This window comes from Enterococcus sp. DIV1337a (assembly GCF_051712285.1).
GTDB lineage: Bacteria > Bacillota > Bacilli > Lactobacillales > Enterococcaceae > Enterococcus > Enterococcus faecalis.
The window spans coordinates 200,063-217,500 of the sequence record NZ_JBIOOP010000001.1 but is presented as its reverse complement, the minus strand read 5'-3'; the positions used below and the strand labels follow the sequence as shown (position 1 = coordinate 217,500).

The 17,438-nt window shown below is 40.8% G+C and carries 11 protein-coding genes and 2 rRNA genes (1 of these 13 cut by a window edge); all 13 read right to left on the bottom strand.

The window, feature by feature from the left end; all coding sequences use genetic code 11:
• Nucleotides 1-373, bottom strand: a 23S ribosomal RNA gene (locus tag IGL49_RS01050) (it extends 2,540 nt beyond the left edge of the window).
• Nucleotides 374-600: 227 nt separating this feature from the next.
• A 16S ribosomal RNA gene (locus IGL49_RS01045) occupies nucleotides 601-2,161 on the bottom strand.
• The 16S and 23S rRNA genes sit together here, the layout of an rRNA operon.
• 650 nt (nucleotides 2,162-2,811) lie before the next feature.
• Nucleotides 2,812-4,308, bottom strand: a complete 1,497-nt coding sequence (lysS, locus tag IGL49_RS01040; protein WP_104855138.1) for a lysine--tRNA ligase — start codon at nucleotides 4,306-4,308, stop codon at nucleotides 2,812-2,814.
• 93 nt (nucleotides 4,309-4,401) lie between these two features.
• On the bottom strand, nucleotides 4,402-5,400 hold the full coding sequence (dusB, locus tag IGL49_RS01035; protein WP_104855137.1) for a tRNA dihydrouridine synthase DusB: 999 nt from the start codon (nucleotides 5,398-5,400) through the stop codon (nucleotides 4,402-4,404).
• Between the two features lie 11 nt (nucleotides 5,401-5,411).
• Nucleotides 5,412-6,308, bottom strand: a complete 897-nt coding sequence (hslO, locus tag IGL49_RS01030; RefSeq protein WP_104855136.1) for an Hsp33 family molecular chaperone HslO — start codon at nucleotides 6,306-6,308, stop codon at nucleotides 5,412-5,414.
• Between the two features lie 161 nt (nucleotides 6,309-6,469).
• Nucleotides 6,470-8,626: an ATP-dependent zinc metalloprotease FtsH gene (gene ftsH, locus IGL49_RS01025; protein WP_104855135.1), complete on the bottom strand. Its 2,157-nt coding sequence runs from the start codon at nucleotides 8,624-8,626 to the stop codon at nucleotides 6,470-6,472.
• Nucleotides 8,627-8,719: 93 nt separating this feature from the next.
• Entirely contained in the window at nucleotides 8,720-9,265 is a 546-nt protein-coding gene (gene hpt, locus IGL49_RS01020; RefSeq protein WP_002356260.1) for a hypoxanthine phosphoribosyltransferase, read from the bottom strand.
• Between the two features lie 18 nt (nucleotides 9,266-9,283).
• Nucleotides 9,284-10,672 (bottom strand): tRNA lysidine(34) synthetase TilS, encoded by a 1,389-nt coding sequence (tilS, locus tag IGL49_RS01015; protein ID WP_104855134.1) that lies wholly within the window; start codon nucleotides 10,670-10,672, stop codon nucleotides 9,284-9,286.
• 85 nt (nucleotides 10,673-10,757) lie between these two features.
• Complete coding sequence (locus IGL49_RS01010; RefSeq protein ID WP_104855133.1) at nucleotides 10,758-11,237, bottom strand: S1 domain-containing RNA-binding protein; 480 nt, start codon at nucleotides 11,235-11,237, stop codon at nucleotides 10,758-10,760.
• Between the two features lie 44 nt (nucleotides 11,238-11,281).
• Complete coding sequence (locus IGL49_RS01005; protein WP_002356257.1) at nucleotides 11,282-11,761, bottom strand: FtsB family cell division protein; 480 nt, start codon at nucleotides 11,759-11,761, stop codon at nucleotides 11,282-11,284.
• Between the two features lie 254 nt (nucleotides 11,762-12,015).
• On the bottom strand, nucleotides 12,016-12,279 hold the full coding sequence (locus tag IGL49_RS01000; RefSeq protein ID WP_002356255.1) for an RNA-binding S4 domain-containing protein: 264 nt from the start codon (nucleotides 12,277-12,279) through the stop codon (nucleotides 12,016-12,018).
• A 14-nt stretch (nucleotides 12,280-12,293) separates the two neighbouring features.
• Nucleotides 12,294-13,883, bottom strand: coding sequence for a putative polysaccharide biosynthesis protein (locus tag IGL49_RS00995; protein ID WP_104855132.1), 1,590 nt, complete (start codon nucleotides 13,881-13,883; stop codon nucleotides 12,294-12,296).
• Between the two features lie 15 nt (nucleotides 13,884-13,898).
• Entirely contained in the window at nucleotides 13,899-17,438 is a 3,540-nt protein-coding gene (gene mfd / locus IGL49_RS00990) for a transcription-repair coupling factor (protein WP_373413005.1), read from the bottom strand.

Here is a 17,438-nt window from a genome sequence, read left to right as displayed (position 1 = left end):
GGGGCTTTCACCCTCTTTAGCGGACTTTTCCAAATCCTTCAACTATACTAACAGACTACCATATTGGAGTCCTACAACCCCAACAAGCAAGCTTGTTGGTTTGGGCTCTTCCCGTTTCGCTCGCCGCTACTCAGGGAATCGAATTTTCTTTCTCTTCCTGCAGGTACTAAGATGTTTCAGTTCTCTGCGTCTACCTCTAATCAGCTATGTATTCACTGAAAAGTAATATCCTATAAAAGATATTGGGTTCCCCCATTCGGAAATCTCTGGATCATAGCTTACTTACAGCTCCCCAAAGCATATCGGTGTTAGTCCCGTCCTTCATCGGCTCCTAGTGCCAAGGCATCCACCGTGCGCCCTTATTCACTTAACCTTATCAACCTTACGGTTGGGTCTTGATCACTTCTTCTAGCGATAGAAGGTTAATCAATAAATAAGCAATTGAACTTATTAAAAAAACTCATTCAACGCGGTGTTCTCGGTTTGTTTTGATTCTTTTTACTTCAATATCCAGTTTTCAATGAACGAATGTTTTGAGAGTAGACCTCTCAAAACTGAACAAAGTAAAGACGAAATGTGTATTTCCGTAATATTCCTTAGAAAGGAGGTGATCCAGCCGCACCTTCCGATACGGCTACCTTGTTACGACTTCACCCCAATCATCTATCCCACCTTAGGCGGCTGGCTCCAAAAAGGTTACCTCACCGACTTCGGGTGTTACAAACTCTCGTGGTGTGACGGGCGGTGTGTACAAGGCCCGGGAACGTATTCACCGCGGCGTGCTGATCCGCGATTACTAGCGATTCCGGCTTCATGCAGGCGAGTTGCAGCCTGCAATCCGAACTGAGAGAAGCTTTAAGAGATTTGCATGACCTCGCGGTCTAGCGACTCGTTGTACTTCCCATTGTAGCACGTGTGTAGCCCAGGTCATAAGGGGCATGATGATTTGACGTCATCCCCACCTTCCTCCGGTTTGTCACCGGCAGTCTCGCTAGAGTGCCCAACTAAATGATGGCAACTAACAATAAGGGTTGCGCTCGTTGCGGGACTTAACCCAACATCTCACGACACGAGCTGACGACAACCATGCACCACCTGTCACTTTGTCCCCGAAGGGAAAGCTCTATCTCTAGAGTGGTCAAAGGATGTCAAGACCTGGTAAGGTTCTTCGCGTTGCTTCGAATTAAACCACATGCTCCACCGCTTGTGCGGGCCCCCGTCAATTCCTTTGAGTTTCAACCTTGCGGTCGTACTCCCCAGGCGGAGTGCTTAATGCGTTTGCTGCAGCACTGAAGGGCGGAAACCCTCCAACACTTAGCACTCATCGTTTACGGCGTGGACTACCAGGGTATCTAATCCTGTTTGCTCCCCACGCTTTCGAGCCTCAGCGTCAGTTACAGACCAGAGAGCCGCCTTCGCCACTGGTGTTCCTCCATATATCTACGCATTTCACCGCTACACATGGAATTCCACTCTCCTCTTCTGCACTCAAGTCTCCCAGTTTCCAATGACCCTCCCCGGTTGAGCCGGGGGCTTTCACATCAGACTTAAGAAACCGCCTGCGCTCGCTTTACGCCCAATAAATCCGGACAACGCTTGCCACCTACGTATTACCGCGGCTGCTGGCACGTAGTTAGCCGTGGCTTTCTGGTTAGATACCGTCAGGGGACGTTCAGTTACTAACGTCCTTGTTCTTCTCTAACAACAGAGTTTTACGATCCGAAAACCTTCTTCACTCACGCGGCGTTGCTCGGTCAGACTTTCGTCCATTGCCGAAGATTCCCTACTGCTGCCTCCCGTAGGAGTCTGGGCCGTGTCTCAGTCCCAGTGTGGCCGATCACCCTCTCAGGTCGGCTATGCATCGTGGCCTTGGTGAGCCGTTACCTCACCAACTAGCTAATGCACCGCGGGTCCATCCATCAGCGACACCCGAAAGCGCCTTTCACTCTTATGCCATGCGGCATAAACTGTTATGCGGTATTAGCACCTGTTTCCAAGTGTTATCCCCCTCTGATGGGTAGGTTACCCACGTGTTACTCACCCGTCCGCCACTCCTCTTTCCAATTGAGTGCAAGCACTCGGGAGGAAAGAAGCGTTCGACTTGCATGTATTAGGCACGCCGCCAGCGTTCGTCCTGAGCCAGGATCAAACTCTCATAATAAAAGTTAGAACAATCTTACGATTGTTAAGCTCAATTTGTTTGCTAGCATATTGCTTGCTTGTTAAAAATGTTTGTTGTCTTGAATTGAATCAAGACGCCCTACACATTTGGTTCGTCTATTCTTTGTTCAGTTTTCAAAGGTCTACGTTACCTCGCAGCAACTTTTATATCATAACAAACTTTCGTTTGAATGTCAAGAACTTTTTTGAAAAAGTTTTTTTAAGTTGTTTTGCTCGGTCGTTGTTGTCTGTTGTGACAACTTCTATATCTTATCATCTCGTTTGTTATTTGTCAACAACTTTTTTGTTGTTTTTTCAAACTTTTTCGAGAGATTTGAAATCAAGAATTGTTATTTAATTATTGATTTCTAAATCGCTCAGCTGTGTGACTCGCCTTGCGACATGTAATAATATACCAAGATTTCAAGCATTGGTCAATCATTATTTTCACTTTTTTTAAACTTTTTTTCAATACCGATTATTCTTTCTTATTCGATTAGATAAAGTTCGTTTTTTTTATCAGATTATCCATTCTTTTTATTACTCATCTTCGATTTTTTTAGAAAAAAAGAATTGGTTTCAATTGTTTTTCTATTCTTTTTTATTTAATTTTTTGCGAAGACAAAAAAAGATGCCCTTAAGGCATCTTTTTTATCTCATTGTTGGGAATAGCAAAACATCACGAATTGATTGAGCATCGGTTAACAACATAACTAATCGATCAATCCCAATACCTAATCCTCCGGTTGGTGGTAAGCCATATTCTAAGGCTTCGATGAAATCTTCATCTACTCCGTGCGCTTCATCATTTCCTTGTTCTCGTTCTTTTTCTTGTTCTTCAAAACGCTCACGTTGGTCAATTGGATCATTTAATTCCGTAAATGCATTAGCAAACTCTTTTCCGATAATAAATAGTTCAAAGCGGTCAGTGAAACGACCATCTTCTGGATTTTTCTTCGCTAATGGTGAAACAGCTACTGGGTGACCATAAATAAATGTTGGTTGTTGCAATGTATCTTCTACAAATGTTTCGAAAAATTCATTAATGATGTGACCGACTGTCATGGCATCTGTAATTTCTACATTATGTTCTTTAGCCAACGCACGGGCTTCTTCTATCGTCATCTCTTGCCAAAAATCTACGCCCGTTTGTTCTTTGACCGCATCTACCATGTGTAGACGTTTGAAAGGACTGCCTAAATCAACAGCTTGACCATCGTACGTAATATCAGTAGTTCCTAAGACTTTTTCCGCAGCATTACGAATAATCCCCTCTGTTAAATCCATCACATCTTGATAATCAGTATAAGCGGTATAAGCTTCTAGCATTGTAAATTCTGGGTTATGAGTTGTATCGATTCCTTCATTACGGAAGACACGACCAATTTCATATACTTTTTCCATGCCACCGACAATTAAACGTTTTAAATGTAACTCTAGGGCAATGCGTAAGTATAAGTCCATATCTAATGCATTATGGTGTGTGATAAATGGACGCGCAGCAGCTCCTCCTGCTTCGTTATGCAAGACAGGCGTTTCTACTTCGACATAGCCATTGCCATCTAGATAACGACGGATTTCGCTAATAATTTGACTGCGTTTCATGAAACGATCAAAGCTTTCTTTGTTACTGATTAAGTCCAAGTAGCGTTGACGATAACGTTGTTCCACATTCGTTAATCCATGGTATTTATCTGGCAACGGACGCAAAGCTTTAGTTAATAACGTAATTGTTTGAGCTTTAACAGTAACTTCCCCCGTATTGGTTTTCATTACTTGACCTGTCACACCAAAGAAGTCGCCTAAGTCAGCATGTTTAAATAGTTCATAGGCTTCGTCTCCAACTTGGTCTTTCCGAACATAAATTTGAATTTGGCCTTCACGGTCTTGCAAATGGGCGAAACCAGCTTTTCCTTTACCACGTTTTGTCATCATACGTCCAGCAACGCTGACTTCTGTATTCATTTCATTAAGTTCTTCTTTTGTATGATTATCATATTGTTCATGAAGTTCTGCTGAATTATGAGTGCGATCGAAACGTTTACCGAAAGGATCAATCCCTTCTTCACGTAAAGCTTCCATTTTTTCGCGGCGCACGAGCATTTGATCATTTAAATCCTCTAAATGCGCTTGTTGTTCTTCTGCCACTGTTGTTCCTCCATTCTTGATTTTAACCTATCCTAATAATGCCACAGTATTTCGAAAAAAAGCAAGCCGAATTTTACTTTCGGCTTGAATTTTTTATTCTTCTATAGTAGTTACAGCAACTTGGGAAATCTTCTCGACAAAGGCATCAAGCAAATCGACAACTGCTTGTTGTGTTTCGACTTGGTTAATCGCAACTTTCACTTTGGCTGCTCGCGAGATTCCTTTTAGATAGTATGAAGCATGTTGACGAAACTCACGGACCGCAATTTTTTCACCTTTCAAGTCCACCAATCGTTGTAAATGAACTTTTGCAATGTTGATTTTTTCAGTTGGTGACGGCTCCGGCATCAATTCACCCGTTTCCAAGTATTCTTTTGTTCGTTGAATCATCCAAGGATTGCCTAAAGCAGCTCGACCAATCATCACACCATCTGCTCCAACATATTCTAACATGCGTTTGGCATCTTCAGGCGTTTTGACATCGCCATTTCCCATAAAAGGAATGGTTAAATGCTTTTTCACTTCCTTTAAAACGTCCCAGTTGGCTGTCCCTTCATACATTTGGACACGTGTCCGACCATGCATAGCAATTGCCGAAGCTCCTGCTTGTTCGGCAGCCAAAGCGTTGTCTACAGCATATAGATGATCTTCATCCCAGCCTGTTCGCATTTTTACAGTGACCGGCAAAGAAACTGCCGAAGAGACTGCGTGAACCATCTCATGCACTTTATTCGGGTCCAACAACCATTTTGCACCGGCTTCAGCTTTAATTATTTTATTGACAGGGCAACCCATGTTAATATCAATAATCGCCGCTTGCGTATTTTCTTCCACAAACTTAGCGGCTTCCACTAATGTTTCTTTGTCTCCACCAAAAATTTGTACACTTAAAGGGTATTCCCGCTCATCAATATATAGCATTTCTAAGGTTTTTTTATTTCTTAATTTAATTCCTTTATCACTAATCATTTCACAAACGACTAATCCTGCGCCAAATTCTTTTACAGTCACACGAAAAGCGGCGTTACTAATACCCGCCATCGGAGCTACGACAACACGGTTGGGGATTTCAACGTCTCCAATTTTCCACATAGTCTTTCCTCCTACTTTTGATTCGTATTGCGAATCGCTTCATCGCGAAGTTCAATTAATTCTTCTTCACTATAGTGATATTTATTGTTACAGAATTGACAAACTGCTTCTGCTCCATGGTCTTCATCAATCATCGCATTTAATTCATCGATCCCCACGGCAATCAAAGCGGTCGCAAATTTTTCTTTGGAGCAGTCACATTTAAATTGCACAGGCATTTTTTCTAAAATTTCTACTTCGTCTTCTCCTAATAAACGATACAAGACTTGCTCAGGTGTTTCTCCATTTTCTAGTAATTGTGAAATCGGTGGCACTTCCGCTAGACGCTGTTCAATAAAATCAATGGTACTTTCATCTGCACCTGGCATTACTTGGATCATAAAACCACCAGCTGCTTTCACAGTTTCATCCGGATCAACCAGTACACCTAAACCGATAGCTGAAGGAATTTGTTCAGAGACCGCCATAAAATATGTAAAGTCTTCACCGATTTCACCAGAAACAATAGGTGTTTGTCCAGAAAAGGTTTCTTTTAATCCTAAATCTTTAATGACTGTGAAAATACCTTCGTTACCGACAGCGCCACGTACATCAATTTTACCTGTTGCATTCAACTTTAAACTAACATGTGGATTTTTAATGTAGCCTTTTGTTTCTCCACGGCCATTACTATCGACAACAATAGCGCCAGCTGGGCCATTTCCTTGTACTTTTACAGTTAATTTATCGTCACCTTTTAAAGTCGCTCCTAGTAAAAGGGCTCCAATCAATGTGCGTCCTAACGCTGCGGTAGAAGAACTCCATGTATCATGTCTTCTTTGCGCTTCGCCAACAGTTTCAGTGGCACTGATAGCATATGCTCGAATTGAACCCTTATAACAAAGGGCTTTTACTAAATAATCTTCCATTCTTTTTCCTCTTCTCTTGGTGCTTTTTTGTCCATTAGTCAGATAATACTAGGAATCAGGTGTTTTTTCAACCAAATAATCTTCCTTCTATAGAATATCTTAATATTATAGAAGGTGCAGTATTCGTCACCTCGACAAATACTGCACCTTCTACTAATTGGTTATTTATAACGATCTTCGTAGTTATTGCGATCATATTCAGAATTTGAATCAGAATCTTTTTTCTCTTCAGATTGGACTTCTTTTTCTGTTTGTTCGCTTTCTACTTTGACTTCTTCTGCTTCATCATGTAATTCTTTTTTCGCTTCTTCAAAGTCTTGCTTTTCTTCAACTTGTTTTTGTGCTTCTTTTTCTTCTAAAGCACGTTTTGCTTCTTCGAATGTTTGCGCTTCTTTTTCACTAGGATAGTCGCTGTCAGCACCTTCAGGCATTTGACCTGTTTCAAATAATGATTTGATTGCTTTTGCATCTAATGTTTCATATTCTAATAGTTTTTCAGCGATTAGTTTATGTTGTTCACGGTGCGCTTCGATAATTTCATGCGCTTTTGTATGAGCATCCATTAAGATACGGCGAACTTCCTGATCGATTTCAAACGCCACTTGTTCTGAGTAAGCTTTTGTTTGACCATAATCACGACCGACAAAGACTTGATGGTTTCCTTCATATTGAACAGGTCCTAATTTGTCGCTCATTCCATATTCAGTTACCATGCTACGGGCAATCCCTGTTGCTTGTTCAAAGTCATTTGAAGCCCCTGTTGATTGAACGCCAAAGATAATTTCTTCTGCTGTACGTCCACCAAGTAAGCCAACGATTTGTTCAAACATATCTTCTTTAGTCATTAAGAATTGATCTTCTTTTGGTAAAGCAATCATATAACCGCCTGCGCGACCACGAGGGATAATCGTTACTTTGTGGACAACACGGGCACGGCTTAAGACTAAACCAACAATTGTGTGTCCCGCTTCGTGGTAAGCCACCATTTCGCGTTCTTTTTTATTAATCACGCGATCTTTTTTAGCTGGACCAGCAATTACGCGGTCTTCGGCTTCATCCACATCAGAAGCATCAATTTTTTTCTTGTTACGACGAGCGGCAACTAAGGCTGCTTCGTTTAAGACGTTTTCTAAATCAGCACCAGCGAAACCTGGTGTTTGTTGTGCAACAACTTTCAAATCAACGTCATCAGCTAACGGTTTGTTTTTCGCATGAACACGTAAAATCGCTTCACGACCTTTGACATCTGGACGTCCTACCAAGATTTGGCGGTCAAAACGACCTGGACGTAACAACGCTGGGTCTAACACGTCTGAACGGTTCGTTGCAGCAATCACGATAACTCCTTCATTGCCATCAAAACCATCCATCTCAACTAATAGTTGGTTAAGGGTTTGTTCACGTTCGTCATGTCCGCCACCCATACCTGCACCACGTTGACGACCAACTGCATCGATTTCATCGATAAAGATAATCGCAGGCGCGTTTTTCTTCGCTGTTTCAAATAAATCCCGGACACGGCTAGCACCGACCCCGACAAACATTTCAACGAAATCTGAACCTGAGATTGAGTAAAATGGCACACCTGCTTCACCTGCTACGGCTTTAGCAAGTAACGTTTTACCAGTCCCTGGAGGTCCTTCTAATAGTACGCCCGCAGGAATCCGTGCGCCTAATTCAGCGAAACGACGTGGATCTTTTAAGAATTCCACTACTTCAACTAATTCTTGTTTTTCTTCTTCCGCACCAGCTACATCTGAGAAGCGGACACGGTTGGCTTTTTTATCGGCTTCTTTGGCTTTTGATTTACCGAAGTTCATCACACGGCCCCCGCCGCCACCGCCACCGCCTTGTTGGCTCATCATCATGTAGAAGAAGAAGAAAATAATCACTAATGGTAAGAAACTAAATAACAGTGACAACCAAGCGCCACTTGTTGATTGTTCTTTGACAACTAGCTTCACCTTGTTATTTTGGGCCGCATCTTGAATGCCAGCTAAGGTTGTATCACTAGGTAAAACGGTTGTTGTGAAGCCTTTTGACGACGCTTGCGTTGAGCCCCACAATGACAGACCACCTGTGTCTTTCACTTCTTGTTTTTCTTTATACTGACCTTCAATTCGGTAGACCCCATTGGTTGGTTGAATGGTCATGTCTTTGACTTTTCCGTCTTCCAATTGTTGTTGGAAGGTTGAGTAATCGATATCTGGCGATTGTTGGTTGTTATTTCCAAAAATGAAATAGACAACCATGACCATGGCAAGTACTACTAAGACGTAGTATAAACCATTTTTCATGCCATTATTCTTTTTGTTCATGCCTGTCCTCCTTATGCTCATCATTACAATTCATGTTATTCTTTTATCAATCCTGACCTTTACATTGTAACACAATTAATTCCTTGATAGATATTAATTTGATTCGTAAACTTCAGGTTTTAAAACGCCAATATAAGGCAAGTTGCGGTACGTTTCTGCATAGTCTAATCCGTAACCGACCACAAACTCATTAGGCACGTCAAACCCTACGTAGTCAGCTTTAATATCTACTACACGGCCTTCGGGTTTATCTAATAAGGTAACAATTTTCACAGATGCAGCTTTACGGTATCTAAATAAATCTACTAAATACGCTAATGTACGACCACTATCGATGATATCTTCTACGATTAAAATATGTCTACCTTCGACATTTGTGTCCAAGTCTTTGACAATTTTTACTTCGCCTGAAGAAACTGTCGCGTTGCCGTAGCTAGATACATCCATAAAGTCCAATTCTAAATAAGTATTGATTTCACGAGTCAAATCAGCCATAAATGGTACGGCACCTTTTAAAATACCGACCACTAAAGGATTTTTCCCTTGATATTCTTCTGTCAGTTGCTTGCCAAGCTCTGCAGACTTCGCAAGAATTTCTTCTTTGGAGATTAGGACTTTCTCAATATCTTTTTCTATCATAGTGCGCTCCTTTCAGCATTACTCCTTTGTCTTAAAAAGGAGTCTGTAGTGTATTTTATCAGTTTCTAAAGGAATACTCAAATAGGAATTTGCAAATTTTGGTACCCAAATGATTTCCTCTTGCTCATCCGTAATGACCCAAGCACTCTCTCTCGCTTCATTTGGCACTTTTTGATCAATAAAAACTCTGCTTAATTTTTTCGTAAACCCTGGTTTTAATGTAATCCGATCACCACTTTGGCGATGACGAACGGTCAAAGGTGTGGCTGTGGTCAACGGAATTGCTAACAACTGGCCCGTCCATTGATTAATCTCTTCTGGAAGAGGAAACGGTTTGTCTGTCGCAATTAATCCTAGCCACTCGGTTTCCGATAAATAAATCCCCGCGCCAGGTACTAATAAATGCGTGACTTCTTCTCGCAGTGCAGCCTGTTTTTGTTCTAAGCACAGCCAATCGTAACTTTTAGCCAATTGCCATTGCTGTTCTAACATAATCGAGCCTTGCGGTTGGCGTTCATCATTCAACACTTTTAAAATTTGTGTCATCTGGCGTTGATTTAACGAAACTCCTAATGGCACTAATGTTTTCTGGAAAAACGCGGTTAAAAAGAAGTGTTGGTACGCCGGCGTTTCTTTTAATAATCTCTTCAAAGGAATGCGCCAGCCTTGATTGGTCGGTTCTAAGGCTTCAGATAATTGAGGCTCAATTTGTTCTTGAATAAATTCTTGGGCAAAACGTTGTTCATTACTAAAAGAAGCAATCTGATCTAAGAATTGCGGATTTTCCTGCTTTAATAGTGGCATAACCTGATTACGGAGCCGATTTCTCAAATATTCATTGGTTTGGTTCGTTTCGTCCTCAAAATAAACGAATGCTTGGCGTTGTGCAAATTGATACAATTCTTCTTTTGGATAAATGAGTAACGGACGAATCAATTCCCCTGTCGCAAAAGGACGCCTCTCTTTAATGCCAGCGGAATGGGAAAAATTAGTCCCTCGAATCAGCTTCATTAAAATCGTTTCCGCTTGATCGTCTAGATGATGTGCCGTCATTAAGACCGCTGCGCCTTCAATTTCCATGACTTCTTTAAAAAATTCATAACGAAATGTGCGCGCTTTTGCTTCTAAATTCCGTTGCTTTTCAGGGTCTTCCCAACGTGTTTCATAATACGTTAACTCTCGTTGCTGACAATAGGTAGCGAGATATTGCGCCTCCTCTTCCGACGCTTCTCGCAATTGATGATTGACATGTGCAACAACCAATTGTAACTGTTCTTTTTCTGCTACCTGTTCCATTAACGTCAAAAGGACCATGGAGTCTACACCACCAGAAACGGCGACCACGATTGTTTGATGCGGTTGCCAAAACCCTTGTTCTTTTCCTCGTTTATAAAACTGCCAAAACATTGTTCGCCCTTCTTTCTTCCTTAGAATAAAAGAGGAACCGAGAAATAACCCAATCGTTATCCCCAGTCCCCCTATTTGTTTATGCTTAGCCGCGACGTCCGCCACGTCCGCCACGTTTGCCTTCAGTATTACGTTTTAATGAAGATAAACGGTCATCACTATCTTTCAAGAAAGAGCTCATCAATGAGTCAAAATCTTGTTTATTGTTATTGTTATTTGCTTGTGGTTTATTGAAAGGTTTTTTACCCCCTGTGCGTGGATTACGGTCACGATTCTCATAATTGTTTTCGCGACGTTGAAATTCACGTTTTGGTTGTTGCCCTTCTGCTGGCTCTTGCGCTTTACGGATCGATAAGCCAATTTTGCCGTCGTCACCTACTGAGGTTACTTTCACTGTTACTTCGTCACCTACTGTTAATACATCATGAATATCTTTAACGAATCCATTAGACACTTCACTGATGTGTACTAACCCAGTTTTTCCTTCTCCTAAATCAATAAATGCACCAAAGTTAGTAATCCCTGACACTTTTCCTGGCAATTTAGCTCCTACTTCGATTGACATAAAAAAATTGTTCCTCCTATTTTTTCCCTAATTATAATTGCAGTTTATTCAGCTGAAGACTTAGTTGTTTCAGTTGAAGACTGTGATTGACTATTTTTTTCTGAACTGCTCTTGCTTTCTTCCGCTCCAGAAGTCTGTGTTTTTTTCATTTGTTCTGGTGTGGGATAAATCTGTTCGCCTTCTTTTGAGAGAAGGAAACGGCTACGTGCTAATTTTGCCACATAATCATCATCTTTTAATAAAGCAACGTCTTTTTTTAGATCCTTGACCTTCTTATCAACTGCTACGGATTCAGCAATTGCATCTGCTCGTTCTTGTTTGAAAGCACCTAAGCGATGATAATCTTTCATCAATTGGATGCCAGAAAAGGCAAAAATAATGAAGGCCACGAGAAAAATCGCTGCCAAGCGTCTGCGTCTAAAAATCAATTGTTTCTGTTGTTTTTGGAATTCGACATACTGTTCTTTCGTGTAGTCATTTTCCAATGCCGCAACTTTCTTCGAGTTTTTTTCATTCTTTCCCATCGTCTCGCTCCACTCGCTTTGGATTGTCCGTTTTATTATACCAACATCTAAGAACCTTGTCTAATGTTAATTTCAGAGAAGTTAAAGAAAATCAAGCTTTTTTCTAAAATGTTCTTTGCTTTTGAAATAACAGTGGTTGATTTATTAATTTTTTTCAAAAGCGGCGCGTCTGTTTCATTAAAACGCTGAAAGGATGAAGCGCTTGGAATATTCATCTTTTCAATGAACTTGCCAAGCGCTCCATCCTCACCTGCTTATTCTTCAGAGACACGTGTTTCTGATTTTATTTCATACATTTTTGTGGCATCTTCTTTTTTCGTAGAGTCATTCAGTTGCAGGACTTCTACTTCTAAAATTCTGTTCCCAAATTGAATTTTGACAAGGTCACCAATCTTCACAGTACTAGAAGATTTGGCCAAGACTCCGTTGATTTGAATCCGGCCTTTATCAGCGACTTCTTTGGCAACTGTTCTTCTTTTAATAATGCGAGAAACTTTTAAAAATTTATCTAACCGCATCCCATTCACCTCTTTTATTTTTTTTGTCTCATCCGTAAAATTTTTGCGCCATACGGTAAACTTAACCATTCACGTATCGTAAATAATTCTAACTTAATGATTGTGCTAATAAAAACTGTACCACCCACTGCAACACCTATAACTGTAACGAAAAACGCTTGACTTCGGTGATGCACACCTTGGAACAAGATGGAGATAATTCCTTGATAGACCAATAACGACAGCATCATGATTGCTAAACTAAGCAACAGTTTTTTCAAAAAGTTTCGTTCTCGAACAAAACAATTAATCGCTGCATCCGATTGTCGGACTAAAACGAATAACGTCGCCAGCAACCCAAGAATGGTGGACCAACTAGCACCTAATGTTCCCCAGCGAAGGGTGAAAAAGCCTGTTGTCAGTAATTTCACTAATAAACCCACACCGGCTGCCACTAAAGGCCCTTTAAAACGATTGCGGCTTTGTTCAATACTTTGGTAGGCCTGAATAATGGCCATAAAAGCGATGGATAAAACATACACCCCTAAAACATCGTTGCCTTTATAATCTTTAAAAAGTGTAAAGTTCATGTACGGCAATAACATCATCAGACCAATCGAAGCCGCCGATGCTAAGGTTGTGGTAAGACGCAAAAAGATTTTTGCAACTTGTAAAAATTGTTGACGGTCTTTTTTCATAAAATATTTTGTCAAACCTGGTAAAAAGGTTGAGCTTAAAGCTAAAGCAATCACCAAACCTAATTGAACTAGTGGTTGTCCTCTGTCATAGACTCCTTTATCCACTTTCGCAGCTAAATCAGAGAGCCCAAAAAGCATGAGGGCATTTTTTACTTTAAAGGAATCAATTAATTGAAATAGAATCAGAAAAGCACTATATAAAGAGACCAAACCACCCTCAATCATTAAACGTTTAAATAGTCCTTTGGTTTGAGGCATAATCTTCCATTGATGCAAGTATTCCGTACTTCCACTAAGAATTTTTCGATTGTAGTACCATAAGACAAGTACCGCTAAGACACCGCCAGCCAACGCACCACTCATGGCCACCGTCCCCGTTTGGTAAATGGAGCCACCAAAGTAATGATAGGACAACGCAGCTACTAGAATAACCCCGACACGTACGAACTGTTCCATCACTTGCGAAATACCACTAGGCACCATCAACAAATGTCCTTGAAAATTCCCACGATAGAAGGAAAGAATTGGAACGAGTAAAAAGGTAAAGGAAACAACTTCCATCAATGGTTGGAGCGCAACATCCCCCATACTAATAGCAATTTCTTGACTACCAAAGAAAAAGAAGACCCAACAAGCAATCGCTAACCATAACACATAGGGATATAGTTGACGCAATACTTGTTTTTGACTCCGAATATCTGGTTGTTCAGCGACAATTTTGGAAATAAATTGCGGTAAGCCTGACAACGCTAATGTCATCGCAATCCCATAGATTGGATAAACTTGCTGATACACGTAAAATCCTTCATCCCCTACAAAGTTCTGAAAAGGAACGCGATAAAACGCACTCAACACTTTTGCAATGAAGGAAGCAATGGTTAACACAACGGCACCTTGCATCATTCGTTGCATTTCTTTTTGTGCCATCTTCTAGGCCTCCTTTTAAAGGGAATCCGTTTCTTGCGAATGTTTGTATTTTTCTTGTCGTAATGCAGTTGTAAAAGCAGCAATTTCTTGAATCCAAACAGCTTCTTTACAATCTTTCGGCAACTTCAAGGAAATAGTCATTTGTTCTTTCTCAACTGCTAGATCCGCTTTTAAGTTGGTTGCCGATAACGCTTCAAACAATTGCTCCACAGAGTATGTTTTTGTGCCAATTTTGCTTAACACAAACTTGACTTTTTGGTCGCGTTTACGAATGCTTTCTAACAAGGCACGGTCGCCATCCATTTTGATACGGCCAGTGGTTAATAAATGCGCCACTTCGTCAGGATACTCTCCAAAGCGGTCTAACAAGTCCGCTTCTAATTCTTCGTACATATCCATATTTTCTAATTGACGAATCCGTTTATAAATTTCAATTTTTTGTCGTTCGTCTGTGATGTACGTTCCTGGAATATAAGCATCAATGCCCAAATCAATTTCAACAGACGTTTTTTGGTCTTGGATATTTTTTCCTTGTTTACGAGCAACTGCCTCAGATAACATCTGTGAGTACATATCAAACCCAACCGAATCAATGAAGCCATGTTGTTGGGCACCAAGAAGGTTTCCGGCTCCTCGAATGGAAAGGTCACGCATCGCAATTTTGAATCCAGAACCTAATTCCGTAAAGTCTTTAATTGCTTCTAAACGTTTCTCACTAACTTCGTTTAGGATTTTTTGCTGTTCGTACATAAAATAAGCATAGGCCACTCGATTGCTACGCCCCACACGACCACGTAATTGATACAACGTGGATAAGCCCATGTAGTCCGCATTTTCTACAAACAAGGTATTGGCATTAGGAATATCTACTCCTGTTTCAATAATCGTTGTAGTGACTAATATATCATATTGTCCTTCAATAAAATCAAACAAAGTATTCTCGAGCTGTACTTCTGTCATTTGACCATGTGCATACGCAATTCGTGCGTCTGGAACTAGTGCTTGTAACTCTTCAACTTTTCGTTCAATCGTATCTACTCGATTGTATAAATAAAAGACTTGACCATCTCGGGCCATTTCTCGCTCAATCGCTTCCCGAATCGCCCCAGGATTATTTTCCATGACATACGTTTGGATCGGATAACGATTCTCTGGTGGGGTTTCGATGACGGATAAATCACGGACACCTAACATCGACATATGAAGGGTCCTTGGGATTGGCGTTGCTGTTAACGTCAAGACATCCACTTGTGAACGCAATTGTTTTAGTCGTTCTTTATGTTTCACTCCAAACCGTTGTTCCTCATCAATAATCAACAAGCCTAAATCACTAAAGTTAATATCTTGCGACAATAAACGATGGGTACCAATCACAATATCTACTTGGCCATGTTTAATTTTTTCAATTGTTTCATTTTGCTGTTTTTTCGTGCGGAAACGACTTAATAAACCAATTTCTACAGGAAAGCCCTCAAACCGCTCTTGAATCGTTTCGTAATGTTGTTGCGCTAAAATAGTTGTTGGCACTAAAAAGGCGACCTGTTTATTGTTGCTAACAGCTTTGAAGGCCGCTCGTAAAGCCACTTCTGTTTTACCAAACCCTACATCGCCAACTAACAAACGATCCATTGGTCGAGATTTTTCCATGTCGTGTTTAATTTCGGCCGCACTACGTAATTGATCGTCTGTTTCAGAATACGGAAAAGCCTCTTCAAATTCTTTTTGATACGCATCATCTGGCGGAAAAGCATAGCCTTTTTCCGATTCTCTTGTCGCATAAAGTAAGATTAAATCATCTGCGATATCTTCAATTTTCGAAGCAACTTTTCGTTTGGTTTTCGTCCATTCACTGCCGCCCAGCTTGTTGATTTTCGGCGTTTTAGACTCGGAAGCAACGAACTTTTGAATCAAGTTCAATTGTGTTACTGGAATAAATAACTTGTCATCATTTTGGTACAAGATAGTCATGTAATCTTGATGGACCCCATCAACTTCTAAGGTTTCCATACCAATATATTTACCAATCCCGTGATTCGCATGAACGACATAATCGCCCGTTTTTAAGTCGCTATAACTTTTCAAACGTTCTGCATTAGAGATTGTTTGACGACGTGCCCGTTTTTTGGTCGTTGTATGAAAAATTTCTTTTTCCGTAATCGCCACGAGCTTGTTTTTAGGTAATTCAAACCCTGTTTGTAATGCCCCTTGGACAATTTGGACATGCCCATCTAACAACTGATCCCAATTGCTTACTACGCTAGGTATGTCAAAGTCCTGAAATAGCTCTTCGACTTTTTGAATCCGTTCTTTCGTAGGAACAAAAACAACGACCGTTTGGTTTTGCTTTTGCCAACGGTCCACTTCCGCTTTTAGCAACGGCATTTGACCGAAGAATTGTTGCATTGAACGATATTGGAAATTATGGACTTCTTGGAAACGAAGATTCCCCATTCCTTTTTGGAAAAGTGAAAAGAAGGTCGTATTTCGTGCGGTTTTTCGCAATTGATCATGAAAGTCTACGCCAAAAGTTTGTTCAGAAAACACGCGCATTTCTTCAATTTTCAGGGTTTGCCATTCCGCTTCCTCTCTAGCAATCTCCCGTTCCGTTTCCATCATACGAGAATAATCATCCACAAAAAGCAAACTGTTTTCTGGTAAATAATCTAACAGCGTAGTTTTTTGTTGGTACAGAAAATCTGTATAATAGTGAGCATTTTCTGTAGGAATCCCTTGTTCCCAAGAAGACAACAACTGACCAAAATATTCTTCTAAAAAATCGGTCTCCGTTTGATCTTTAGCTGTAGCTAAACGTTTTTCTAGAGCATCTTGTAACCTCATCATGCCATGATTCATATCTGCCTTTGAGAACACTAAATCAGTCATTGGCGAAATCGTTACTTCTTCAAGATTTTCTAATGAACGTTGGGTATCCGCTTCAAAATAACGGATTGAGTCGATTTCAACATCAAACAGTTCCACACGAACAGGGTATTCGGCATTTAGAGGATAGACATCAATAATGCTTCCACGAATACTAAATTCGCCGGGTCTCCCGACCATCGATTGGCGTTCATAGCCCATTAACACTAAGCGTTGCGCGAGGATTTCGGGATCTACTTCTGTCCCACTTTTCCAATGAAGCTGCGCATTTTGCCACGTTTCTTTCGTTGGTAAATATTTTCGTAGTCCAGCCACTGGTACGACCACGATTCCTGCATTCGCTGTCATCAGGAAATTTAACGCACTCACTCGATCTGCGCGCGCTTCTGGTGAAGAAAAGGCCATTTCGGCGGATAACACTTCATCTACTGGAAATAGATGAACTTGTTCTGAAGGTAAAATATTTAAAAAATCATCTACTAATTGATTGGCATAGTATAGGTTGGGAACCGCAATAACAATTTTTTGATGCGTCTTTTGTAAAGCACCTGCCATCAGTAATGTTTTAGCAGAGCCTGATAACCCAGTAATTAGTTGGCGCGTTCCCGTTGTCATTAGTTGACTGCGCCATGATTTTGCAATTTCTGTTTGGCTAATTCGTTCGATAATATTCAA